This window comes from Ralstonia sp. AU12-08 (assembly GCF_000442475.1).
Taxonomy (GTDB): Bacteria; Pseudomonadota; Gammaproteobacteria; order Burkholderiales; family Burkholderiaceae; genus Ralstonia; species Ralstonia insidiosa.
The window spans coordinates 238456-261875 of sequence record NZ_ASZV01000024.1 but is presented as its reverse complement, the minus strand read 5'-3'; the positions used below and the strand labels follow the sequence as shown (position 1 = coordinate 261875).

General features: G+C 65.3%; 19 protein-coding genes, 1 tRNA gene and 1 pseudogene. 5 read left to right on the top strand and 16 right to left on the bottom strand.

Annotated elements, in window-relative coordinates:
- The 5 genes and pseudogenes from C404_RS0130000 to C404_RS44015 all read right to left on the bottom strand — a co-directional run.
- Window positions 1–225, bottom strand: a pseudogene (locus tag C404_RS0130000) (ankyrin repeat domain-containing protein); the annotation flags it as partial.
- 11 nt (window positions 226–236) lie between these two features.
- Window positions 237–965 carry a gamma-glutamylcyclotransferase gene (locus C404_RS44030; RefSeq protein WP_021195189.1) on the bottom strand — a complete coding sequence of 243 codons (729 nt, stop codon included), beginning with the start codon at window positions 963–965 and terminating at the stop codon, window positions 237–239.
- A gap of 136 nt (window positions 966–1101) precedes the next feature.
- Window positions 1102–1177, bottom strand: a tRNA-Cys gene (locus C404_RS44025).
- 64 nt (window positions 1178–1241) lie between these two features.
- Entirely contained in the window at window positions 1242–1595 is a 354-nt protein-coding gene (locus tag C404_RS44020; protein ID WP_021195188.1) for an FKBP-type peptidyl-prolyl cis-trans isomerase, read from the bottom strand.
- A gap of 38 nt (window positions 1596–1633) precedes the next feature.
- Window positions 1634–2182: a YaeQ family protein gene (locus C404_RS44015; RefSeq protein WP_021195187.1), complete on the bottom strand. Its 549-nt coding sequence runs from the start codon at window positions 2180–2182 to the stop codon at window positions 1634–1636.
- A 204-nt stretch (window positions 2183–2386) separates the two neighbouring features.
- Between C404_RS44015 and C404_RS44010 the strand changes: the two genes are divergently transcribed.
- On the top strand, window positions 2387–5233 hold the full coding sequence (locus tag C404_RS44010; RefSeq protein WP_021195186.1) for a DUF2339 domain-containing protein: 2847 nt from the start codon (window positions 2387–2389) through the stop codon (window positions 5231–5233).
- Window positions 5230–6561, top strand: coding sequence for a DUF3999 domain-containing protein (locus C404_RS44005; RefSeq protein ID WP_021195185.1), 1332 nt, complete (start codon window positions 5230–5232; stop codon window positions 6559–6561). Before C404_RS44010 ends, C404_RS44005 begins: the two co-directional genes overlap by 4 nt.
- Before the next feature lie 65 nt (window positions 6562–6626).
- Here the strand turns inward: C404_RS44005 and C404_RS44000 are convergent, their stop codons facing one another.
- From C404_RS44000 to C404_RS43955, 10 genes are all read right to left on the bottom strand, one after another.
- Window positions 6627–7010 carry an MAPEG family protein gene (locus C404_RS44000; protein ID WP_021195184.1) on the bottom strand — a complete coding sequence of 128 codons (384 nt, stop codon included), beginning with the start codon at window positions 7008–7010 and terminating at the stop codon, window positions 6627–6629.
- A 70-nt stretch (window positions 7011–7080) separates the two neighbouring features.
- The gene (locus tag C404_RS43995) at window positions 7081–7302 is read right to left on the bottom strand and encodes an RNA-binding S4 domain-containing protein (RefSeq protein WP_021195183.1); all 222 of its coding nucleotides are present in this window, start codon (window positions 7300–7302) and stop codon (window positions 7081–7083) included.
- A gap of 16 nt (window positions 7303–7318) precedes the next feature.
- Window positions 7319–7885: a YceI family protein gene (locus C404_RS43990; RefSeq protein ID WP_021195182.1), complete on the bottom strand. Its 567-nt coding sequence runs from the start codon at window positions 7883–7885 to the stop codon at window positions 7319–7321.
- Between the two features lie 55 nt (window positions 7886–7940).
- Window positions 7941–9683 (bottom strand): glutamine--tRNA ligase/YqeY domain fusion protein, encoded by a 1743-nt coding sequence (locus C404_RS43985; protein ID WP_021195181.1) that lies wholly within the window; start codon window positions 9681–9683, stop codon window positions 7941–7943.
- Window positions 9684–9747: 64 nt separating this feature from the next.
- Entirely contained in the window at window positions 9748–10812 is a 1065-nt protein-coding gene (locus C404_RS43980; protein ID WP_031329438.1) for a lipase secretion chaperone, read from the bottom strand.
- Window positions 10813–10869: 57 nt separating this feature from the next.
- Window positions 10870–11880, bottom strand: coding sequence for a triacylglycerol lipase (locus C404_RS43975; protein WP_021195179.1), 1011 nt, complete (start codon window positions 11878–11880; stop codon window positions 10870–10872).
- 185 nt (window positions 11881–12065) lie between these two features.
- Window positions 12066–13568 (bottom strand): tripartite tricarboxylate transporter permease, encoded by a 1503-nt coding sequence (locus C404_RS43970; protein WP_021195178.1) that lies wholly within the window; start codon window positions 13566–13568, stop codon window positions 12066–12068.
- Window positions 13569–13578: 10 nt separating this feature from the next.
- Entirely contained in the window at window positions 13579–14064 is a 486-nt protein-coding gene (locus C404_RS43965; RefSeq protein ID WP_021195177.1) for a tripartite tricarboxylate transporter TctB family protein, read from the bottom strand.
- Between the two features lie 248 nt (window positions 14065–14312).
- Window positions 14313–14765 carry a DUF2214 family protein gene (locus C404_RS43960; protein WP_021195176.1) on the bottom strand — a complete coding sequence of 151 codons (453 nt, stop codon included), beginning with the start codon at window positions 14763–14765 and terminating at the stop codon, window positions 14313–14315.
- A gap of 47 nt (window positions 14766–14812) precedes the next feature.
- The gene (locus tag C404_RS43955) at window positions 14813–16033 is read right to left on the bottom strand and encodes a CaiB/BaiF CoA transferase family protein (protein WP_021195175.1); all 1221 of its coding nucleotides are present in this window, start codon (window positions 16031–16033) and stop codon (window positions 14813–14815) included.
- A gap of 205 nt (window positions 16034–16238) precedes the next feature.
- On the opposite strand from C404_RS43955, the gene alaS reads away from it, so the two are divergent.
- Window positions 16239–18881 carry an alanine--tRNA ligase gene (gene alaS, locus C404_RS43950; protein ID WP_021195174.1) on the top strand — a complete coding sequence of 881 codons (2643 nt, stop codon included), beginning with the start codon at window positions 16239–16241 and terminating at the stop codon, window positions 18879–18881.
- 76 nt (window positions 18882–18957) lie between these two features.
- Here alaS and C404_RS43945 read toward each other — a convergent pair whose 3' ends face one another.
- Window positions 18958–20817 carry an ArnT family glycosyltransferase gene (locus tag C404_RS43945; RefSeq protein WP_021195173.1) on the bottom strand — a complete coding sequence of 620 codons (1860 nt, stop codon included), beginning with the start codon at window positions 20815–20817 and terminating at the stop codon, window positions 18958–18960.
- Between the two features lie 409 nt (window positions 20818–21226).
- Here C404_RS43945 and C404_RS43940 point away from each other — a divergent pair, with 409 nt between their 5' ends.
- Together C404_RS43940 and C404_RS43935 are read left to right on the top strand one after the other, a co-directional pair.
- Window positions 21227–22333 (top strand): purine-nucleoside phosphorylase, encoded by a 1107-nt coding sequence (locus C404_RS43940; protein ID WP_021195172.1) that lies wholly within the window; start codon window positions 21227–21229, stop codon window positions 22331–22333.
- Window positions 22330–23367: a purine-nucleoside phosphorylase gene (locus tag C404_RS43935; RefSeq protein WP_021195171.1), complete on the top strand. Its 1038-nt coding sequence runs from the start codon at window positions 22330–22332 to the stop codon at window positions 23365–23367. Before C404_RS43940 ends, C404_RS43935 begins: the two co-directional genes overlap by 4 nt.
- Window positions 23368–23420 lie beyond the last annotated feature (53 nt).

The following is a 23420-nucleotide window of genomic DNA, read 5'->3' as shown; positions in this document are numbered from 1 at the left end:
GGCGGCGGCAATCAGGTCGCGGTCACGCGTGGCAGGGTCGCTGCGATGGGCTGGGCGCGTGGCGGGCGCGGCACCGGGCGTGGCTTTGGTGCTCGTACTGGTAGCCACGTGCAGCGTCGGCAGATGCTGCTCCTGCCAGGCGTTGGCCATGTCGCCCACTGCCAGCGCGAGACCCAGCATGACGCCGATCAGCTGGTTGAGCGCGGGATGGCGGGCGAGGAGCATGGCAGGCGGGCTCAGGCGCTGAGGTAAGGGTCGGGCTGCTCTGCGGGCTCGCCGGCGACGGGCGCGTTGGCGGCGTCCATGGCTTGCAGGCGTGTCCACAGGCGGTCCAGATACGGATCGTGCAGCCCGTTGCTGGCCAGGCCGATCAGTGTGCGTTGCAGATATTCACGTGCCGGCCCGTACAGGCCGACCGCATCGCGCAGGCAGCCAACTACGCGCTCATCGGGCAGGCGGCCGGCATAGGCTTCATGCGCACGGTTCATGACAAAGGCGAGTGCGAAGACGCGTTTGCCGTTGATCTCGGTGGGCAGCCAGCGCGGCTGGTAGGCGCCGGTCAGCATCTCGCGGCGCCACAGCACGCGGAATTCGTGCTCGGCATGGTCGCGCGGCACACGGAAGGCCACGCCCCGGCAACTACCGCCACGGTCCAAGCCGAGCACCAGCCCCGGGTTGTCCCAGGTGCCGCGGTTGATGCGGGAATAGAGGTAGAAACCGCGGTGGTATCCATGCACCGTGGCGGGCGCCGCTTCGGTGTGGAAGATCATGGGGTTCCAGATGAGCGAGCCGTAGCCAAACACCCAGGCGTCCTGGCATTCGCAGGGCGAACTCGACAACCGCGCGAGCGTCGATGCAAGCGACGCTTCCAGCGCAGCCTCGGTTAGCAACGACGACGCGACGGGTGAATCACCCAGGGCGGCGCGCAACCGGTTCTGTTCGAGATCCTCTCGGGTGACGGCCATGTCGCAAGCATAGAGCAATCGTTACGAGTGGTCACGCGAGTGGACAGCCGATGGCCCGGAAACAGGGCGTTGCGAGGCTTGGGGAACGTTTGACTATGGCGCGGCCGCAACGGTAAGGATGTCGAGGCCGGAAAACTGGAGGCGGGGGAACGGAATTGAACCGTCTTATACGGCTTTGCAAGCCGCAGCATTGACCACTCTGCCACCCCGCCGGGGGAGGCGGCTGCGATGCGTCGTGTGATGCATCGCAAGCCGGGTGCGGATTCTATCGCAGGATCAGACGTTCAGCAGTTCAACTTCGAAAAGCAATGTTGCGTTCGGGGGGATGACGCCGCCGGCGCCGCGTGCACCGTAGCCGAGGCTTGCCGGGATGATCAGATTGCGCTTGCCCCCGACCTTCATTCCTTGCACGCCTTCGTCCCAGCCCTTGATGACGTGGCCGGCGCCCAGCGGGAAGGCGAACGGGTCGTTGCGGTCCTTGCTGGAGTCGAACTTCTTGCCAGCCTGGCCGTTGTCGTACAGCCAGCCGGTGTAATGCACGGTGACATGCTTGCCAGCCGTGGCCTCAGCGCCGTCGCCGACGACGACGTCTTCATATTGCAGACCGCTTGCAGTGGTTTCGATGGTCATGGTGAGCCTCGTGGGTAATGACGGGGTGGGAGACAAACTCAGGCTTGCGCGGCCTTGAGCGTTTCAAGCTGGACGTGGACGTTGTCCGCGTCGTTGGCGATCCAGATGTCGCCATCCTGGATGGTGACCTGCAGACGCATGGTGCGTTCCACCATGACGGCCAGTGCCGCCACGGTGTCGGGTGCCACTTCGTAGACCGACAGGTTGGCAAAGCGCGCCACCTTGGTTTCGATCTGCTGCCACCACACACGGCTGGCATTGCCGCTATACGTATACACAGCGACCTGCTCGGCGCGGTTGCTGGCCTTGCGCACCCGGGTGTCATCGGGGTTGCCGAGGTCGATCCAGAGCTCGATGGCGTCGGTCAGGTCGCGTTGCCAGAGTTCGGGTTCGTCGGGTTCGGACAGGCCGCGCGTGAAGGCGAGCGTTTCACTGGCGTGGCGCGCAAAGGCGAGCACGCGCACCATCATGCGCTCGTCGTTCTCGCTCGGGTGGCGGGCGACGGTCAGCGCGTGGTTGCCGTAGTAGTGGCGATCCATGTCGGCGATCTGCAGATCGACCTTGTAGATCGTGGATTTGAGGGCCATTCGGACAGCGGGTTTTTCAGCAAAGCGCGCATTGTCGCACGGCCTGATGACACGATCCTCATAGCGTTCTGAGACTTGATCGATTCCATTCGGGGCCGGATTGCGGTATACGCAAGCGGTGCGTGCATCTTGGGCAGGTGTCGGGTTGCCCAGGGCGCAGGGAATGCGCGCGCATTTTCCAATACCAACAGGACAATCAGAACGATGCGTTGGATTTTCGGAATCGTGGGCCTGGTGTTCGGGGCCTTCTCAGGGGGTGTGGTTGGCGCGTTTTTTGGCGCGCTGATCGGCGTCGGGTTGGCTTCGCTGATCCTGGTCATGGACAAGCGGGCCAGTTCGCAATGGGCCAAGACGCCGGATGTCCCCCAGGGCAATGCACCGGCGCAGGTGCCGCTGGCCGTGCCGATCAATGAGCGCGTGACGCGGCTGGAGCACGAGGTGGCGCTGCTGCGCCGCCAGATCGCCGAGCTGAAAGGGCAGTCGTCCGCAACGCCGGTGCCGGAAGTGCCAGAAGTGCCGGGGGTCGTCGAGCCCACGGTGGCGCCTGTTCCTGAAGTGGTGCCGGAGCCTATCGTGGCCGAATCGTTGCCGCCGGTGGAGGTGCCTGCAGTGTCGCAGCCGGTGCCTGTTGCTCCGCCGCTTGCTCAACCCACGCTGATCCCCCACGAACCCGATTGGGTGGAACGCGCTGTCGGCGCCGCGCGCGACTGGCTGCTGGGTGGCAACAGCGTGGTGCGGGTCGGCATCCTGATCCTGTTCTTCGGCGTGGCCTTTCTGCTCAAGTACGCGGCTGACAACAGCCTGTTACCGGTCGAGTTCCGCCTTGCGGGTGTGGCGGTCGGGGCGATCGTGCTTCTGGGCATTGGCTGGCGCCTGCGCGACAAGCGCCCCGGCTATGCGCTGGTGTTGCAGGGTGGTGGGGTCGGGGTGCTGTACCTGACCGTTTTTGCGGCGACACGCATGGTGCCGTTGCTGACGCCGGGGATGGCGTTTCCGCTGCTGGTGCTGATCTGTGCATTGGCAGCCGGACTGGCCGTCAAGCAGAACGCGCCAGCGTTGGCCTTTACCGGTAGCGCAGGCGGGTTCCTGGCACCGATCCTGATCTCGACCGGGCAGGGCAGCCATGTGGCGCTGTTCAGCTACTACGCGCTGCTGAACGCGGGCATCTTCGCCATTGCGTGGTTCCGTGCATGGCGCGCGCTGAATCTGCTGGGCTTCGTGTTCACCTTTGGCATTGCCACGGCTTGGGGTGCGCTGCGCTATGAGCCGTCACTGCTCAAGAGCACCGAGCCGTTCCTGATCCTGTTCTTCCTGATGTATGTGGGCATTGCGCTGCTGTACGCGCTGCGCCGCCAGGTCAGCCTCAAGCACTACGTAGACGGCACGCTGGTGTTCGGCACACCGCTGGTGGCGATGGGCCTGCAGGCCGCACTGGTGCACCACATTCCGTTTGCGATGGCGTGGAGTGCCGCAGCGCTGGCGGCGTTCTACCTGGGCATTGCCGCGTGGCTGGCGGGCAAGCGTGCGCGCCTGGGGCTGCTGTTTGAATCGATGTTTGCGCTGGGCGTGATCTTCATCACGCTGGCGATTCCGTTGGCCTTCGATGGGCGCACGACGAGTGCAATCTGGGCGGTGGAAGGTGCGGCGGTCGTCTGGGCCAGCGTGCGTCAGAAGCGTCGCCTTGCGCTGGCGGTCGGCTTGTTGCTGCAACTGGCGGCGGGTGTGGCCTTTGTATTGGGAATGCTGTTCGAGTGGTCGGCGTCGCTGCAATGGCCGGTGCTCAACAGCCACTACGTCGGCGGGGTGCTGATTGCAGCGGCGGGCATCTTCAGCGGCTGGCGCCTGCATGGCAAGGCCGAGGCGCGCGATTGGCTGAAGGTGGCACCTGTGCTCGGCATGGCTGCGTCGGTGTGGGGCTTGCTGTGGTGGCTTGGCAGTGGCGGCGATGAGATCGACCGCTATGCATGGCGCCTTGGCTCCAAGGCGGTCGATCGGCCGGACATTCCGCTCTACGCCGCCTTTGCCGTGCTGACCGCATGGGGTGCGCACGGCCTGCGCCGCAAGCTCGACTGGGCGCTGGCGGAGTGGCCTGCGCTGGCGTTGTCGCCCGCGCTTGCGTTGATCGCATTGTTGGCGATCGAACACTGGGCACCGTCGCCGCTGGCCGGCTGGGGTGGGGCGGTGTGGATTGCATCGATCGTGTTGGCCTTCGTGCTACTGCGCCGTCAGCAGCGCGATGTTGGGGATGCCATCCTCGCGCCGCTGCATACGGCGCTGTTTTGGTTGATCTGCGGCCTGCTGGCCACCGAGGGCTACTGGCGCCTGGACGCCTACGTGCCGGAAGGCACATGGAGCTTTGCCGCCTGGGCCTATGGCTACGGTGTGTTGCTTGCGCTGCTGGCCGGCGCAGGCTGGCGCATCCGCTGGCCGATCGCCCGCTTCGAACGTGCCTATCTGCTGTGGGGCGCTGCGCCACTGGCTGCACTGCTGTGGCTGTGGAGCGTGGTCAGCGCTGCCAGCAACGGCGATGCCGCGCCGCTGTTCTATCTGCCCATCCTCAATCCGCTGGATGTGGCGCAGTTGCTGGTTTTCCTGGCCATCACGCTGTGGATGCGCCGCGTGGCACTGCAGAAGCTCGTGCCCGAGCCGTTGGTGATCGGCTACGCGGTCGGCGCCACGCTGTTCATCTGGGCCAATGCGGTACTGCTGCGCACGCTGCACCACTGGGCGCATATTCCGTACACGTTGGACGACCTGGGGGACTCGATGCTGGTGCAGGCGTCGTTGTCGATGTTCTGGACGGTCCTGGCGCTGGGCGTGATGGTGTTTGCCACGCGGCGCGTCAGCCGTGCGTTGTGGTTTACCGGCGCGGCACTGCTCGGTGTGACGGTGATCAAGCTGTTCCTGTTCGACCTGTCGCGTGTGACGGGGGTGGAGCGCATCGTTTCGTTCATCGGCATTGGCGTGTTGTTGCTGCTGATCGGCTATCTGTCGCCGCTGCCGCCCAAGGGCAAAACGCAGGGTGACGCCGAGGCCAAGGAGGTTGTGTGAAGAAGGTTGTTCTTGCGATTGCCGCGGCATCGCTGCTGTCCGCGTCGGCCTGGGCCGAGCGTTTTGCATTGACCGGCACGCCCGGCGCGCCGTACTACGCTGTCACGCTCAGCGAAGACGTGTATGCCCACGCGCGCAGCATCGGCGACAGCGGCCTGACCGACCTGCGCGTTCTCAATGGCGACGGCGAGCCCGTGCCGTTCACCATCGAGATCCCACGCGATCCGGCGCCGCAGGCACGCACGCTGCAGGACGTGCGCTGGTTCGCCACGCCCATCGACGAAGGGCAAAAGCCGGGGGCCGCTGGTGTCGTGCTCGGCGCCGATGGTGTGCTGCGGGCCACTGGCACGCTCGCATCGCAGGAATCGGCACGCGCGTGGCTGGTCGACCTGAGCCAGTTGCACGACACGCTGACGGCGCTGGTGGTCGGTTTGCCCGCTGCCGAATTTCAGAGTGGTGTGACCGTGCAGGCCAGCGATGATCTGCAGCACTGGAACCCGGTGAGCCAGGCGACGCTGTTCCGTCTGTCCAACCAGGGCAGCACGCTGGTGCAGGATCGCATCGAGTTCACTGGGCTGCGCGCGAAATATCTGCGGCTGACGTGGCAGGGCAAGCCGCCCGTGCCTGAGAGCGTGCGCGCGGAACTGGCGGCCGGTGCGTCACCGTTGCCGGCGGACAGCGCTATCCAGTGGCGCACGGGGCTGGCACCGGTGCAGACGCCTGCCGCCGGTGACTACCTGTTCGATACAGGCGGTGCGTTCCCGGTGGAACGCGTGAAGATTCACCTACCGCAGGCCAACACCGTCGTGCAGGCAACGCTGTATGCGCGTGCGGATGCGCAGGCGCAGTGGCGGCCGGTCACGTCGACACGGCTGTTCCGCCTGGCCGGTGCTGGCGGGCAGGGCGAACAGGAGAACGCGGCGATCAGCGTGCCTGCCACCGGCGAGCGTTACTGGCGCCTACAGGTCGACACACGCAGCGGCGGCTTGGGTTCGGGCGCGCCGCAATTGGCGATCGGCTGGCGTCCAGCCACTGTCACCTACGCGGCGCGCGGCAACGTGCCGTTTGTGGTGGCGGTGGGGGAGGTGGCGCGTGGCAACCCGATCGCTCGGGCGGATCTGCTGGCGGGTGCTTCGCCTGCAATTGCACCTGCACAGCTGGGGGCGATGAGTGATTCGCCTTCCGATGCGATGACGGCCGAGCCGCCTGGCGGCAGAACGCGTCAGTGGGTACTGTGGGGCGCGCTCGTTGCAGCGGTGGTTGTGTTGGGCGGCATGGCGTGGCGGTTGTTCCGCACGTCGGCGACGCCACCAGGGGCATCGCAGTAGCCAAGTAAAACGGCGCCACTGAGGCGCCGTTTTTTATTGCGTGCAGATGGGAGCAGATGGGAGCGTCAGTGCGCGAAGGCAGGTTGTACAAACAGCGCTACGCACAGGCCAACGCCTGTAAACCACATCAGCGAGCGCAATGCCGCCCAGTCGGCCAGATAGCAGATCGTGTACAGCACGCGCGCCACGACGAATGCGATGGCGAGCAGGTTGACGCGGTCGATCATGCCGCCGCCCAGGATAGCCACCAGCACGGCCACCGCAAAGAACGGAAACGCTTCAAAGTGGTTTTGCTGCGCAGCACCGGCGCGGCCTGCCACACCGGTTTGCTGCGCGAGCCACGCGCGCGGGTTGCGGTTGTCATAACGCGGGCCGCTGGCCTTGGCGATGCCAACGCACACGATCGGCAACACCGCCGCCACCAGAACGCACCAGAGGGCGATCGGCATGGTCAGTCTCCTGGACAGTTGTGAAGGTGCCGCACCGTAGCACAGGCGGCGTTTTCAAACACCAGAAGTGCTAGTCGGCCTCGTGCACGGCGATGCGGATGTCACCCAGCATGACCACCTGGCCCGCGCGGATCTTGGCGGTCTTGCGCGATTCCGGCTGGCCGTCGACGGTGACACCGCCATCGGCAACGACCGCCTTGCCGGCGCCGCCGCTGTCGACCACGCCGGTCAGCTTGAGCAGCTTGTGCAGCTCGATGTATTCGGTGTTCAGAGCGAAATCGATATTGGGCATAGAGGGATTGCGTAGCTTATTGCGGTGAGGCTTCCACGCTGATGTCGAGGTCGACGCGGTCGCCCACGTCAGGCAGGAACCGCGTCATGCCGAAGGCGCTGCGTTGGATGCCAAGATGAAAATCGCCACCGCAGACGTGGCGTGGTGTGGTGCCGGCCAGCTTCATGTCGCCGCAGTTGAAGCGGCGCACATCTAATCGCACCGGTTGGGTCACGCCCCGCAGCGTCAGCTTGCCTTCGATGGCGACGAGCTTGCCGTCCTGTACGACAAAGCGATCGCTGCGCAGGCGGATGATCGGAAACTGCGCGGCATCCAGAAACTGCTCGGATTTCAGCACACCATCCAGCACCGGCAGACGCGTACTGACGGAGGCAGCGTCGATGGTGAAATCGATACCGCCTTGGTTGGTCGCCTCGTCAAAGTCGATGGCGCCGTCGATCTTGTCGAAGCGGCCACGCACCGTAGACCGATCGAAGTGCGAGGTGCCGAAGACCACCGACGTATGCGCCAGGTCTGGCGTGAACGGCGCGGCAAAGGCAGAGGTGCATAGCACCCCTGTCAGCATCAGAAACCATGCACGCATGTTGCCTCCTTGTGCAGAGACCCACGCAGGCATGGGCCTGCCTTTGCCCCGATCTTTACTTGCCCCAGCTGTCCTTCAGGCCGACCACGCGGTTGAACACGGGCTTGCCCGGTTGCGAGTCGATACGGTCAGCCACGAAGTAGCCATGGCGCTCGAACTGGAAGCGGTCTTCCGGCTTGGCGGTTGCCAGCGTCGGCTCCAGGTAGGCCGTGACGATCTTCTTCGAGTCCGGGTTGAGCGCATCCAGGAAGTTCTTGTCGCCCGAGTCCGGCTGCGGGTCGCTGAACAGGCGGTCGTACAGGCGCACTTCAGCTTCCAGCGCGTGTGCGGCGCTCACCCAGTGGATGTTGCCCTTGACCTTCACGCTGTCAGCACCCGGCGTGCCGCTCTTCGTGTCCGGGATGATGTTGGCGTGCACGGCTGTGATGTTGCCGTCGGCATCCTTGTCGCAGCCGGTGCATTCGATCACGTAGCCGTAGCGCAGGCGCACCTTGTTGCCTGGGAAGAGGCGGAAGTAGCCCTTGGGCGGCGTCTCGGTAAAGTCTTCGCGCTCGATCCACAGCTCACGCGTGAGCGGGAATTCGCGGCGGCCGAGTTCAGGCTGCTTCGGGTGCACGGGCGCCGAGCACGGCTCGTTGAAATCTGCCGGCACGTTGTCGAGGACGAGCTTGACCGGGTCCAGCACGCCCACCGAGCGCGGTGCGCGCGCATCGAGGTCGTCGCGCACGGCGCCTTCCAGGATGCTCATGTCGATCCAGCTATCGGCCTTGGATACGCCTACGCGTTCGCAGAACAGTTGGATCGATTCCGGCGTATAGCCGCGGCGGCGGATGCCCACCAGCGTCGGCATGCGCGGGTCGTCCCAGCCGTCGACACGCTTTTCCGTCACCAGTTGCAGCAGCTTGCGCTTGCTGGTGATGGCGTAGGTCAGGTGCAGGCGCGCGAACTCGTACTGATGCGGCAGCGGTGCGGGCAGGGCACCAGCGTCGCGGAGGTGGTCGAGCACCCAGTCGTACAGCGGGCGGTTGTTCTCGAACTCCAGCGTGCACAGCGAATGCGTGATGTTCTCCAGCGCATCGGAAATGCAATGCGTGAAGTCGTACATCGGGTAGATGCACCATGCGTCGCCGGTGCGGTGGTGATGCGCATGGCGGATGCGATACAGCACCGGATCGCGCATCACGATGTTCGGCGCGGCCATGTCGATCTTGGCGCGCAGCACCAACTCGCCGTCCTTGTACTTGCCGGCGCGCATGTCGCGGAACAGCGCGAGGTTCTCGTCCACCGAGCGGTCGCGATACGGCGACGGCGTACCCGGCTTGGTGAAGTCGCCACGGTTGGCGGCAATCTGCTCGGCGCTTTGGCTGTCGACGTAGGCGGCGCCGCGCTGGATCAGCACTTCGGCAAAGCCGTAGAGTTGCTCGAAGTAGTCGCTGGCGTAGTACAGGTGCGTGCCGGTGCCGTTTTCCCACGAGTAGCCGAGCCAGTGCACCGCGTCGATGATGGAATCGACGTATTCGGTGTCTTCCTTGACGGGGTTGGTGTCGTCAAAGCGCAGGTGGCAGCGGCCTTGGTAATCCTTGGCCAGGCCGAAGTTCACCCAGATGCTCTTGGCGTGACCAATGTGCAGGTAGCCGTTGGGCTCCGGCGGAAAGCGCGTGATGACCGGCGGAAGGGCCTGGCCCTTGGTGTCCTTGCGGCCGGCGTAGGTGCCTTGCGTCAGGTCGCCATCAATGATTTGGCGCAGGAAGTTGGACGTGGGGGCGGCGGCCGCCCCATTGGCGTTGTCTTGGCTCATGGGAATGCGTGATTCGGCAATCCCGTGATTTTACCGTGCCCGGGGCACTCTGCCGGGTTGTCCCTTATTTCCGTTGCGCGACGCCATCCAATGCTTGTGCACGCAACGCCTCATTCGGGGCGGGAAAGGTCTGCTGGCGCAGTTGGGTGAGCTGAGCGGCGCGGTCGGCATCTGACAGGCCGGGGAAGCTGTTGATGCGGTCGCGCTGCTGGGCGTAGGCGTCGTAACGGCCGCGCCAGACGGCTTCTTCGCGGCTGGCCTGCACTAGGCGATCCGCCACGATGCCGTCGATGCCCTGGGCGGCCAGACGCTGGCGGATCTGTGCCTCGCTCAGACCATCCTTGGTCCAGGAATCCATGTCGTTCGCGAGCTTGACCGGCGCGGAGGCATTGCGGCGGGCTTCTCGCAGGGCGGCTGGCAGATTGGCCTTGATGGCTGCGAGCTTGGCGGCGCGTTGCTCGGGGGTGAGCGAAGGGTCGGCCATCACGGCCAGGCGGTCGAGCGCGGCGCTGTCCAGCGCATCTTCGTCGCCGTACCAGGCCTGGGCGACATCCGCGCCGAGGTATTGGCGGCGCAGCGCGGCCCGGGCGCTGATTTGTTGCCGCAGCGTGGCAATGATCTCGGGCTGCTGCTGAACCTGTTCAAGGCTTGGCTTGCTGCGGCCGGTATCGCCTTGCCCGGCCAGCGCCTTGCGGTAGGTGAGATAGCGCTGCAGCAGCGATTGCGCCTCCGATAGCGCGGGGCTGACCAGCTTGGCGTGCATATGCGCCTCTGCCATCGCAATGCGCTGTGCTTCAGGCAGCGACGCGGGCACGTCGAGGAAGTAGTCGAACACTGCGCGGTTGGCGGGTTCGAGGATGAGGTGGCCGCTTGCATCCACACGCAGGCCGTCGGGCACCTGTGTGTCGGCCAATTCGCTGGGTTTGGCCGCGGCAGTTGTCTCGTCGCCCTTGATGCTGCCGATGTAGGCGCCAGAGCGGGGCGCCGCCGGAGGTTGCTCGGCGGCTGGGGGCGCTTCACCGGTGGCGTGCCACCAGTAGACGCCCCCCGCAACGACGATTGCCACCAACACGGCGCCGATGAATGTCGTGGGCTGCATGGATTGCACGGATTGTGATTTGCCCTTCATGACGATGTGCGCGTTGGTGGCAATAAGCGGCAATGCGTGGCGATAGGTGGCGACGGATTACAGCCCGGCCGTCTTCAACCGATTGGCCTGCGTGCGGATCACCGCAACCGGATCCGCCGCACCCCAGCCGATCAGGCCGAGCAGCTGGTTGACCTCGTCAAGGTGATTCCAAGCATAGTCGGTCGACAGTACCTGTCCGAACTTGGCGCTGCAGATCGAGACCAGCCCGTCGTTGGTGCCTGAGCCGCGCGCCCGCATGACCCCGCCGCTGAAGACCAGCACCGGGTCGAACAGGTCGAGGATGTTGGTGGCCGTCGAGCGTCCCGTCCACGAATACAGCTTCTGCACGTTGCCGTTGCGCACGTCGGTGGCGCTGCCGGTGTTGCAGCCGCTGGCCAGGCCCGCGCTCGGGAAGGTCTTGTTGAAATCCGCCGCGCCCGCGGTCGAGAGGATATGCAGCGCTGCAAAGCCATTCTGCGGATTGCTGTTGCCGTTGAACCAGCCGAGCACCGAGCCGAACACGTCCGCACCCAGGTTCACCAGCGCCTTGAAAGGTGCCGGCGTGCTCTCGACAAAGTCCGCAAACTCCGAACCCTTGTGCGGTGTGCCGATGGTGGTGACAGAGGCCACCAGGTTGGGCGCCACGGCGGCCGCATAGCGCGAGGTCAGGCCGCCCTGGCTATGGCCGATGAGGTTGACCTTGGCCGCGCCCGTGGTGGCCAGCACGGTGCGGATCTGGCTGAGCAGTTGCTCGCCGCGCACGGTTTCATCGTTGAAGGCGGAGACATCGGCCACGTAGACGTTGGCGCCGTTGGCACGCAGGTCTTCGGGGATCTGGTACCAGTAATCCACCACGCCGAGGAACTTGCTGGTGCCCGAGAGGCCGTGCACCAACACGATCGGGTATTGCGTGGCGGCGTACGTGCTGGCCGCATGGGCCGGTGCGGCGACGGTAAGCGTGAGGGCGGATGCAGCCAGGGCCGTGGTCAAAGCGGCGGCTGCGGTGTGCGTGCGCAAGATGCCGCGCACTGATTTGTACACAGCATGGAACAGGGGCGTCTGCAACATTCGGTTGTCTCCTGAATGATGGATGGGTGGTCGACCTCTGCGGGTCGATCGCCCTCCGTTATCCGAAGTGCGCATTCCAGCGTCAACTGAATTGGAAGATTGGCTCTAATGCTGCGCCGCCGCGTGCGCAAGCAAAAACCGGAGGGCGAGCCTCCGGTTCTTTAGGATGCGATGCAGCAACGCCGCTACTCTTCTTGAAAGGCTTCCTCGCGTTTGCGGCGGATGACGGGCAGCACCACCAGCAGTACCAGGGCCGCAGCAGCAATCAGCAGCCCCAGTGACAGCGGCTTGGTGACGAAGGTGGAGAAATCTCCACGCGAGAGCAGCAGTGCGCGCCGGAAGTTCTCTTCCATCATGGGCCCGAGCACGAAGCCGAGCAGCATGGGCGCGGGCTCGCAACGCAGCTTCAGGAGCAAGTAGCCGATCAGCCCGAAGACCGCTGTCTGGAAGATGTCGAACGTGGTGTTCGAGACCGAGTACACGCCAATGCAGCAGAACACCAGAATGGCCGGGTACAGGAAGCGGTAGGGCACTTTCAACAGGCGCACCCACACGCCGATCATCGGCAGGTTCAGCACGATCAGCATCAGGTTGCCGATCCACATCGAGGCGATCAGGCCCCAGAACAGCGCGGGGTTGCTGGTCATCACCTGCGGGCCGGGCTGGATGTTGTGGATGGTCATCGCACCCACCATCAGCGCCATCACCGCGTTGGGCGGAATGCCCAGCGTGAGCAGCGGGATGAAGGATGTCTGCGCCGCCGCATTGTTGGCCGATTCCGGGCCCGCAACGCCCTCGATGGCGCCCTTGCCGAACTCGTGCGAATACTTCGAGGCCTTTTTCTCCAGCGAGTACGACGCGAACGATGCCAGCGTCGCGCCGCCACCGGGCAGGATGCCGAGCACCGAGCCCAGCGCCGTGCCGCGCAGCACGGCCGGGATCATGCGCTTGAAATCGTCGCGGCTGGGCCACAGGTTGCGCACGTGGTCGACAAAGGTCTCGCGGTGCTCTTTCTGCTCCAGGTTGGCGATGATCTCGGAGAAGCCGAACACGCCCATCGCCACCGAAACGAAGTTCAACCCGTCGGCCAGCTCCGGCACATCGAACGAATAGCGCGCGGTGCCGGAGTTCACGTCTGTGCCCACCAGCCCCAGCAGCAAGCCCAGCACGATCATCGCGAGGGCCTTGATGAGCGAGCCTGAGGCCAGCACCACGGCGCCGATCAGCCCCAGCACCATCAGCGAGAAGTATTCCGCCGGGCCGAAGTTGAAGGCGAACTCCGACAGCGGCGTGGCAAATGCAGCCAGCACCAGCGTGGCCACGCAGCCGGCAAAGAACGAACCGAGGCCGGCCGTGGCCAGCGCAACGCCGGCCCGCCCGCGCCGAGCCATCTGGTAGCCGTCAATGGTGGTCACCACCGACGACGATTCGCCCGGCAGGTTGACGAGGATGGCGGTGGTGGAGCCGCCGTACTGCGCGCCGTAATAGATGCCTGCCAGCATGATGAGCGCAGCCACCGGCGGCAGCGCATAGGTGGCCGGCAGCAGCATCGCAATCGTGGCGATGGGGCCGAGCCCCGGCAGCACGCCGATCAACGTACCGAGCACGCAGCCGATGAAGGCGTAGATCAGGTTCTGGAGCGACAGCGCAGTGGAGAAGCCGAGCGCGAGATTGGCGAAGAGATCCATGTCGCGTGCCTCAGTTGCTGATGAACGCCGGCCACACCGGGAACTGCAGCTTGAGCCCATAGACGAACGCGGCCAGGCTCACCAGCACCATCACGATGGCGGTGCCGACCGCGCCTTTCCATGTGAACTCGTGGCTGGCCATGCTGGAAACAAGCACCAGCCCCACCAGCGAAAGCACCAGCCCCAGCGGTTGCAGCAGCAACCCGAACAGCACCACCGAGCCGAGAATCCATAGCAGCGTCTTGATGTCCCAGCGTGGGATGCGGTCTGCCACGCCCTTGCGCGACAGCGATTGCACGACCACCACCACACCCAGCAGCACCAGCACGATCCCTAGCCAGAACGGGAAGTAGCCGGGGCCCATGGAGGAGGCTGTGCCCATGCGGTAGCCGCGCGCCAGGATCGCGAATGCCGCGCCCGCAACGATGAACAGGATGCCCGACGCAAAGTCCTGGTGACTGCGGATCACCGGGCGGCTTTGTGGATCGTTCTGCAAGATGGGTGTCCTCCTGTGGGCATGCAGCGCATCGCTTTGCGGGTGGCCGAATGGCGGCAAAGCGGCGACCAAGTGTGCACGCTAAGCAGAGCGGCTTTCAAGCACCTTGCTGGGGGGCAGGCCGCGCAGCAGCCTGGCAGGGCGCATGGACAAACGGTTCAGGGTTTGCCCTAGCCGCAGGAAGGCCGGAGGGAGCGGGCCGCACAACGCTGTCGCGGCCCATTGTGATTGCGAGCTACATGCGCGAACTACATGCCGATGCCGCGCGCCATCAGCACGGCCGCCAGCGGAATGAAGATGATCAGGTGCGATTCGATCATGACCCAGCGGCGCGTCTTGGCAATCTCCGACGGCGGTGGCACGAAGTCGGGCAGCGTCTTGCCTTGCTTGTTCCAGCGCAGGATGGTGATGGTCGGGATAATCGACAGCAGCCCCACCAGGATGAACAGGCCCACCTTGACGTGGAACACCGGGTTGTGGACGTAGAACGCATAGCCCTTGGCGCCGTAGATCACACGCAACGCGCCGGTAATCAGCACCGCCAGCGCTGCGAAGCCGAAGACGGCGTCATAGCGTGCCAGGCGCTTGCGGATTTCCGGCGTCATGTCTGGCCGCAGCACCACGGCCTCGGCGGTGAGGAAGACGATCAGCGTGAAGATCGAGATGTAGTGCAGGTAAGCCAGCAACGCATCAAGCCACATGGTGACCTCGTCAGGGTGGGAAACGGTGGGCGGTGTCAGCGCGGGTATCAGATCACGCCGCGTGCACGCAGCGCGGCGATCTGGTCGGCGCTCAGGTCCAGCACGTCGCGCAGCACGGCTTCTGTGTGCTCGCCCAGCAGCGGCGGGTGGCTCGCAGCCTTCGGCGGCGTGACGCTCATCTTGACCGGGCTGCCGACCAGCTTGACGGTGCCCGCGCTCGGGTGGGGGAGGTCGACACGCAGGCCGCGCGCCTGCACCTGCTCGTTGTCGAACACTTCGTGAAGATCGTTGATTGGGCCGCAGGGCACGCCGGCGGCTTCGAGCTTGTCGATCCACTCCCCCTTGCTGAAACGCTTGACCATCTCGGCCAGGATCGGCACCAGCACATCACGGTTGGCCACGCGCTGCGGGTTGGTGGCAAAGCGCGGGTCGTCGGCCAGTTCCTGCATGCCGCCGGCATCGACAAAGCGGCGGAACTGCCCGTCGTTGCCGACCGCCACGATGATCCAGCCGTTGGCTGCCTGGAAGGTCTGATACGGCACGATATTCGGATGCGCGTTGCCCCAGCGCTTGGGGGCTTGGCCGCTCGCCAGATAGTTGGTGTTCATGTTGGCCAGCATGGCGACCTGCACGTCGAGCAGCGCCATGTCGATGTACTGGCCCTCGCCGGTGCGGTCTCGGTGTGCGAGTGCGGCCAGTACGGCAACCGTCGAATACATGCCGGTCATCAAGTCCGAGATGGCCACGCCGGCCTTCTGCGGGCCGCCACCGGGCAGGTCGTCGCGCTCGCCGGTCAGGCTCATGAAGCCGCCCATGCCCTGCACGATGAAGTCGTAGCCGGCGCGTGCGGCGTAGGGGCCGGTCTGGCCGAAGCCGGTGATGGAGCAGTAGATCAGGTCCGGCTTGACGGCCTTGAGCGCGTCGTAGTCCAGCCCGTACTTCTTGAGCTGGCCGACCTTGTAGTTCTCCAACACCACATCCGCATGCGCGGCGAGCTTGCGGACGATGTCCTGCCCCTCGGGCGTGCTGATATCGACGGTGATCGAACGCTTGTTGCGGTTGGCGGCGAGGTAGTACGCGGCCTCGGCGGTGTCGTGGCCGGCCTCGTCCTTGAGCCACGGCGGGCCCCAGGTGCGGGTATCGTCGCCGGCACCGGGGCGCTCCACCTTGATGACATCGGCACCGAAATCGGCGAGGTTTTGCGCGCACCACGGGCCGGCAAGCACGCGCGTGAGATCGAGAACACGGAGATGGCTGAGAGCGCCCATGGATAACGAATCTGCACAATCGGAACGGGTGCACTCTACACCACGCCCCGGCGAGCCCGTAGGCCCATGCGACCAACCGGGGGAAATGCGGCGCCGATTGGGCGCGACCCGGGAGCGAACCCCGTATAATCAACGGTTTGCACTAATCCAAGGCGCTCAGGAGCGGGATGCTCCCAGGCGCAATGCTGACTCGGCACCCCGCGACATGAAAGCCTCCGATATCCGCCAAAAATTCCTGACCTTCTTTGAGGGCAAGGGCCACACCGTGGTGCGCTCCTCGCCGCTGGTGCCGGGCAACGACCCGACGCTGCTGTTCACCAACTCCGGCATGGTGCAGTTCAAGGACGTCTTCCTCGGCACCGACAAGCGCCCGTACGTGCGTGCGGCCTCCGTGCAGCGCTGCCTGCGCGCCGGCGGCAAGCACAACGATCTGGAAAACGTCGGCTACACGGCGCGTCACCACACGTTCTTCGAGATGCTCGGCAACTGGTCGTTCGGCGACTACTTCAAGCGCGACGCACTCGTGTGGGCGTGGGAGCTGCTGACGCAGGAATACAAGCTGCCGGCCGATAAGCTGTGGGCCACCGTCTACCAGACCGACGACGAGGCTTACGACATCTGGACCAAGGTCATCGGCCTGCCGCCCGAGCGCGTTGTGCGCATCGGCGACAACAAGGGCGCACCGTATGCCTCCGACAACTTCTGGCAGATGGCTGAAACCGGCCCGTGCGGCCCGTGCTCGGAAATCTTCTACGACCACGGCCCGGACGTGTGGGGCGGCCCCCCGGGGAGCCCGGAAGCCGACGGCGATCGCTACATCGAGATCTGGAACAACGTGTTCATGCAGTTCGACCGCCAGCTCGATCCGGCGACCGGCGAATACACGCTGACCCCGCTGCCCGCACCGTGCGTCGACACCGGCATGGGCATGGAGCGCCTGGCTGCCATCCTGCAGCACGTGCACAGCAACTACGAGATCGACCTGTTCCAGGCGCTCATCGCTGCCGCCGCGCGCGAGACCAACACGAAGGATCTGTCGAACAACTCGCTGCGCGTGATTGCCGACCACATTCGCGCGTGCTCGTTCCTGATCGTCGACGGCGTGATCCCGGGCAATGAAGGCCGCGGCTACGTGCTGCGCCGGATCATCCGCCGCGCCATCCGCCACGGCTACAAGCTGGGCTGCCGCGCCGCGTTCTTCCACAAGCTGGTGGACGACCTCTTTGCGCAGATGGGCGAGGCCTATCCGGAACTGCGTGACGCGCGCGACCGCGTGGTCGAGGTGCTGCGCACGGAAGAGGCCCGCTTCTTCGAGACCATCGAGCACGGCATGTCGATCCTCGACAGCGCGCTGGGCGAACTGAAGGCGTCGGGCAGCAAGATGCTCGACGGCGAACTCGCCTTCAAGCTGCACGACACCTATGGCTTCCCGCTGGACCTGACGCAAGACGTCTGCCGCGAGAACGACGTGATCGTCGACGAAGCTGCTTTTGACGCCGCCATGAACCGCCAGCGCGAGCAGGCACGCGCCGCCGGCAAGTTCAAGCTGGCCGCCGGCACGCTCGACTACACCGGCGACAAGACCACCTTCCACGGCTACGACCAGCTCGTGCGCGAAACCGCGCGCGTGACGGCGCTGTTCGTCGACGGTGCGTCGGTGCAGGAAATGCACCCGGGCCAGACCGGCGTGGTGGTGCTGGACCACACGCCGTTCTATGCGGAATCCGGCGGTCAGGTTGGCGACCAGGGCACGCTCAAGGCCGCCACCGTCTGGTTTGACGTGGCCGATACGCTCAAGGTGCAGCCCGAAGTGTTCGGCCACCACGGCGAGCTGCGCACCGGCGTGCTGAAGGTTGGCGATGCCGTGGCTGCGGAAGTGGACGCCGTGCGTCGCGCGCGCACCATGCGCAACCACTCGGCCACCCACCTGATGCACAAGGCCCTGCGCGAAGTGCTGGGCGGCCACGTGCAGCAGAAGGGCTCGCTGGTCGATGCCGACAAGACCCGCTTCGACTTCTCGCATAACGCACCGATGACGCCGCTGCAGATCCGCGAAGTGGAAGCCCGCGTCAACGCAGAAATTTTCGCCAACGCTGCCACCAGCGCCCAGATCATGGGCTTTGACGATGCAGTCAAGAACGGCGCGATGGCGCTGTTTGGCGAGAAATACGGCGACGAAGTGCGCGTGTTGTCGATCGGCACGTCGAAGGAACTGTGCGGCGGCACCCACGTGGCGCGCACCGGTGACATCGGCCTGTTCAAGATCGTGGGCGAGTCGGGCGTGGCCGCCGGCATCCGCCGCGTGGAAGCGATTACCGGCGACAACGTACTGCACTACCTGCAGACGCTCGACACGCGCATCAACGAAGCGGCTGCCGCTCTGCGCGCACAGCCGTCGGAACTGACGCAGCGCATCGGCCAGGTGCAGGACCAGGTCAAGACGCTGGAGAAGGAACTGGAGCGCCTGAAGTCGAAGCTGGCTGCAAGCCAGGGCGACGAGCTGGTGAGCCAGGCCGTGGACGTGGCCGGCATCAAGGTGCTGGCTGCCAAGCTCGACGGCGCGGATGCCAAGACGCTGCGCGAGACCATGGACAAGCTCAAGGACAAGCTGCAGACCGCCGCCATCGTGCTGGGCAGCGTGAGCGACGGCAAGGTCGCGCTGATCGCCGGTGTGACGGCGGACGCGACGGCCAAGGTCAAGGCCGGCGAGCTGGTCAACTTTGTCGCCCAGCAGGTCGGCGGCAAGGGTGGTGGCCGCCCGGACATGGCTCAAGCAGGTGGTACCGAGCCGGATAACCTGCCGCAGGCACTGGCGGGTGTGGTCGCCTGGGTGCAGCAGAAGGTGTGATGTAACGCCTCCTACTAGATGCGCTGAACGGCGCGCGTTCCCGGCAACGGGGCGCGCGCCGTTTTGTTTGGGCTGGTCAATGCCGGATGGACTGTGTGAGCAAGACTGGGGGCACCCGCATAAAGACCCGCAGCCGCTCGTTCCGGTCACCGGGGCGTGCGCCGGACCAGAACGGCAGCCATTCGCGGCCGGGCGTTCGTGCGTGCGTGTGGCTGTCCTGGAGGATCAGCCATCGGCACGCGTGCGTTGACGACTGCGCCAGCGGGCGGTGCAGGATGCCGGTGAAGTAGTGCAGCATCGGCGCCTCGGACTCACCCAGATGCAGGCTCGCCATGCAGTCGTCTGCGTGCCACGCCGGGGCCAGCTTGCTGCTGAGGTTGTTGAACACCGAGCGATAGCTCTTGGCTTCGTCCAGCCAGGGCAGCAGCAGGGTGGCGACCAATCCCCAGCCCACCAGGGCGCCGGCCGCCCAGGACAGCGCGCCGCGCCATGCCCCCGCTTGCCGTAGATACGGCAGCAGGCGCAGCCATCCAATCGTGAGCACCAGTGCGGCACCCACGAGCCAGGGTTCGATAGGCATGGTCCAGTCGACCGGCAACCAGCGGTCAAGCCAGCGCACGCCCGCGCGCGAGGTGTTCTCCGTCATGACCGCCCACAGCAGCCACGCCAGTACTGCAATGCCGCCAAACAACACCCGGCTGAGGTAATCCCATCCGACATGGAGCCGCATGGGCAGTCGCGCGATTGCCTGCTGGCCGAGCAGCGCCAGCGGCACCATGAAGGGCAGCAGGTAGAGCGGGCGCGCTGTTGCAGAGACCTGCAGCGCGAGCAGCCCCACACCCGCGAAGATGGCCGGCAGGGCCACGCGTGGTGCCCGCCACTCGCGCCAGGCGCCACGGGCCAATGCGAGTAATGCAAGTGGCCCGGCGGGAAAACCGATGGTCAGCAGCGAGTGCCAGACGTAGAACGGGTCGTCGTTCTCCGCGCCCAGCACCGGCACGGAAAAGCCCAGGAAGCGGCCGATGTTGTTGTCCCAGAACCAGACGTGGAATAGGTCTGGTGCACGCAGGTAGAACAACGTTGGCCAGATCGTGGCGAAGGGCAGGAACACCAGCGCGGCGGTGGCGAGCTGGCGCAGGAACGCGCGGCTGCGGCAGGCGGGAAACAGCACGCACGCCCCGACCAGCGTGATGCAGAACACCAGCGGAATGAACACGCCCTTTGCCAACAGCGCGATCCCCATACCCACGCCAAGCCACACTGCGGAGCCGCGCCTGTGCGTCGTGGTCTGCACGGCTGCCTGCACGCATTCGAACAGCCCGCAGAAGCCGATGGCGGTGCCGGCCAGCAGGGCCACATCGGTGATCATGTCATGCGTGTGTTTGACCACGATCAGCGAGCCCGCGCACAGCGCCAATGTGCCGAGCACACGCGGGTCAGCCCACGAAGGCGCGTTGGTGGCGGCGCGTGCCAGGCGCGCGGTGAAGGCGAAGGCCAGGCCAGCAAACAGCGCGCTGGCGAGCCGCGCGGCGTCGTGCGCAGGCAGTTCATCCCACAGCAGCCAGGCCAGGCTGCTCGCGACCCACGCATACAGCGGCGGCTTCTCTACAAAGGGCTGCCCTGCACTGGTCGGTACGATCAGGTCGCCGGTCTCCAGCATGTGCTGGATGATGCCGAACGTGTAGGTCTCGTCCTGTTTCCAGGGGTCGTGGCCGAGCGTGCCCGGCAGCAGGTAGGCGCAGGCGATGAGCACCGCGAAGATCCACGTGCGCGATTTGCGCAAGGCCTGCCACGGCCAGGCGTACGCCGCTTGGGCTGCAGATGCCATGACCGCGTTGGCGGACAGCGCGGCGGCACTCGAGTTGAGGTCACGCGCGTGAGCGGTCGCGGCGGGCGTGTTGACGCTCCGCCGTCCAGGGCGTGTCGGTTCCAGCATGACGAGAGAGTTTCCGGTTTGCCGGATGCGGTCCGGAGAACCCGGCCGATCGGCTGATGCGTGACAAACAAGCTGCCCGGCAAGGTGTGCCGAGGCGGCCTGGAGTACATCACGCTCGTCTTACGGAGACCCTGAGCGCCTGCGCCGGAATCTGAGCAATCGATTTCCACCGGCGTGCGAGGCTGGCTAGATGCGCCTTTTGGGGCATCCGGCACTTGGGTGGCGTCTTGTCTACGCAACGCAAACAAGTTGGCCGATGCCTCCAATGCTGGAGACAGGTCGAGCCATCGCCTATACCGGTCAGACGCTGCGGGTTGCAGGCAGCCTGGCAGGCAATTTGCATTGACCGAGCTTGTTGTGCCCCCGCAGTGCCCGTCGTACCCGTTACCCCCCAAATCCGAGGAGAACCATGAGCGTCCTATCTGACAAGGTCGACGCCGTGCCGCCAGAGCCTTTGGCTGCGCGGCGCAGCAAACGATTGCTACGGGCGGTCGCGGCCGGCGTGCTGGTGGCCGCCGGCATTGGCGCATCGACCCAGCCGGTTGCGCAGCTCGCGCCAGAATCGCACGCGCGCAAGGTCAAGGTGCTGATCATCAGCATGTTTGCGCCCGAGGCGCAGCCGTGGATCGACAAGCTGGGCCTCACGCAGGACGTGCCCGTGCCCGGCCTGTCGATCGACTATCCGAGCGTGCACTGCAACGCCAACGACGTGTGCCAGCTCACCACCGGCATGGGCAAGGCAAATGCGGCGTCGTCGATGTCGGCGCTGATCTACAGCGGCAAATTTGACCTGCAGCGCACGTACTTCCTGGTGGCAGGCATTGCCGGGATCGATCCGTCGCAAGGCACGCTGGGCAGCGCTGCGTGGGCGCGTTTCCTGGTCGATAGCGACATCGCGTGGGAGATCGACGCGCGCGAAGTGCCCGCCAACTGGCCCAGCGGCTTCATCGGTATCAACACGCAGGGCCCGGGGCAGAAGCCGCCGCTGGACTACAAGACGGAAGTGTTTCGCGTGAACGAGGCATTGCTGCAGAAGGCGCTGGCGCTCTCCAAGGGTGCGGCGCTTGACGACAATGCCACCGCACGCGCGTATCGCGCCAATTACCCTAGCGCACCGGCCAACCAGCCCCCAGCGGTCGTGCAGTGCGACACCGCTGCCGGCAATACGTACTGGCACGGCGCCAAGATGGGCGAGCGTGAAGCCGCGTGGGTCAAGCTGCTGACCGATGGGCAGGGCACCTACTGCACCACGCAGCAGGAAGACAACGCCACGTTTGAAGCGCTGACGCGCGGGTCGAAGGCAGGCCTGCTCGATCTGCAACGCGTGGCCGTGCTGCGTACCGCGTCCAACTTCGACCGACCGTATCCGGGGCAGACGCCGTATGACTCGTTGGTCAACAGCAACTCGGGCGGATTCGTGCCGTCGCTCAACAACCTCTATCTGGCGGGCGGTCCGCTGGTCAACGAGATCGTCACGCGCTGGAGCGTGTGGAAACACGGAGTGCCCTCGCCATGATCGATTCCCGGACCACAACCCCCATGCGTTCCATCACCAAGCTGCTCGCCGTGGGCGCGGCCGCGCTGACCTTGAACAGCTGTGCGTACGATGGCGTCAAGGTCATCGTCATCAACATGTTCCAGGGCGAAGCCCAGCCCTTTATCGACCGCTATGACCTGAAGGAGGAGGTCTATATCTCCGGCCTGTCACCCGACGCGCCCAACATGCTGTGCAACGTCGACGGCATCTGCCAGGTGACCACCGGCATGGGTTACGCGAATGCGGCGTCGACCATTTCCGCGTTGCTCTATCGCAGCAAGCTGGACCTGACGCACACCTACTTCGTGATCGCCGGCATTGCGGGCATCGATCCGGGGCAGGGTACGGTGGGCTCGGCGGCATGGGCACGCTATGCAGTGGACTACGGTCTGTCGCACGAGATCGACGCACGCGAAATGCCCACCGGCTGGCCTTACGGCTACTTTGGCATCGGCACCAAAGGCCCTGGGCAGAAGCCACCGCTGGACTACCGCACTGAAGTGTTCCAGCTGAACGAGACGCTGTTGCAGAAGGCGTTCACGCTGTCGAAATCGGCCACGCTGGAAGACAGCCCAGAGGCCATCGCCTTCCGCAAGAACTACGCGTTTGCGCCGGCCAATCAGCCGCCCGCGGTCATCCAGTGCGATGTGGCTTCGGCCGATACATGGTGGGCCGGCCGCAACCTGGGCCAGCGCGCGCGTGACTGGGTGAAGACGATGACCGACAACAAGGGCACCTACTGCACCACCGCGCAGGAGGACAACGCCACGCTGGAAGTACTTACGCGCGGTGCCCGCGCCGGCAAGGTCGATTTCAGCCGGGTGGCGCTGCTGCGGGCGGGCTCCGACTTTGACCGCCCGTACGACGGCCAGACGGCAACGGACGGCCTGATCAACTACGCGCAGCAGGGCGGTTTCGTGCCGGCCACGCATAACCTTGTCAATGCGGCCAAGCCGTTGCTGGACGACATCGTCAACCTCTGGCCACAGTGGAAGCAGGGGGTGCCGAATTAATGGTTGCTTACATCACATTTCAAAATATATAATGCGAATCATTCTCATTTGAT

Excerpts from the sequence above, each read along its gene's own strand:
- C404_RS44030 (WP_021195189.1), bottom strand. The coding sequence starts at position 965 with ATGGCCGTCACCCGAGAGGATCTCGAACAGAACCGGTTGCGCGCCGCC.
- C404_RS44020 (WP_021195188.1), bottom strand. The coding sequence starts at position 1,595 with ATGACCATCGAAACCACTGCAAGCGGTCTGCAATATGAAGACGTCGTC.
- C404_RS44015 (WP_021195187.1), bottom strand. The coding sequence starts at position 2,182 with ATGGCCCTCAAATCCACGATCTACAAGGTCGATCTGCAGATCGCCGAC.
- C404_RS44010 (WP_021195186.1), top strand. The coding sequence starts at position 2,387 with ATGCGTTGGATTTTCGGAATCGTGGGCCTGGTGTTCGGGGCCTTCTCA.
- C404_RS44000 (WP_021195184.1), bottom strand. The coding sequence starts at position 7,010 with ATGCCGATCGCCCTCTGGTGCGTTCTGGTGGCGGCGGTGTTGCCGATC.
- C404_RS43995 (WP_021195183.1), bottom strand. The coding sequence starts at position 7,302 with ATGCCCAATATCGATTTCGCTCTGAACACCGAATACATCGAGCTGCAC.
- C404_RS43990 (WP_021195182.1), bottom strand. The coding sequence starts at position 7,885 with ATGCGTGCATGGTTTCTGATGCTGACAGGGGTGCTATGCACCTCTGCC.
- C404_RS43985 (WP_021195181.1), bottom strand. The coding sequence starts at position 9,683 with ATGAGCCAAGACAACGCCAATGGGGCGGCCGCCGCCCCCACGTCCAAC.
- C404_RS43980 (WP_031329438.1), bottom strand. The coding sequence starts at position 10,812 with ATGAAGGGCAAATCACAATCCGTGCAATCCATGCAGCCCACGACATTC.
- C404_RS43975 (WP_021195179.1), bottom strand. The coding sequence starts at position 11,880 with ATGTTGCAGACGCCCCTGTTCCATGCTGTGTACAAATCAGTGCGCGGC.
- C404_RS43970 (WP_021195178.1), bottom strand. The coding sequence starts at position 13,568 with ATGGATCTCTTCGCCAATCTCGCGCTCGGCTTCTCCACTGCGCTGTCG.
- C404_RS43960 (WP_021195176.1), bottom strand. The coding sequence starts at position 14,765 with ATGTGGCTTGATGCGTTGCTGGCTTACCTGCACTACATCTCGATCTTC.
- C404_RS43955 (WP_021195175.1), bottom strand. The coding sequence starts at position 16,033 with ATGGGCGCTCTCAGCCATCTCCGTGTTCTCGATCTCACGCGCGTGCTT.
- alaS (WP_021195174.1), top strand. The coding sequence starts at position 16,239 with ATGAAAGCCTCCGATATCCGCCAAAAATTCCTGACCTTCTTTGAGGGC.
- C404_RS43945 (WP_021195173.1), bottom strand. The coding sequence starts at position 20,817 with ATGCTGGAACCGACACGCCCTGGACGGCGGAGCGTCAACACGCCCGCC.
- C404_RS43940 (WP_021195172.1), top strand. The coding sequence starts at position 21,227 with ATGAGCGTCCTATCTGACAAGGTCGACGCCGTGCCGCCAGAGCCTTTG.
- C404_RS43935 (WP_021195171.1), top strand. The coding sequence starts at position 22,330 with ATGATCGATTCCCGGACCACAACCCCCATGCGTTCCATCACCAAGCTG.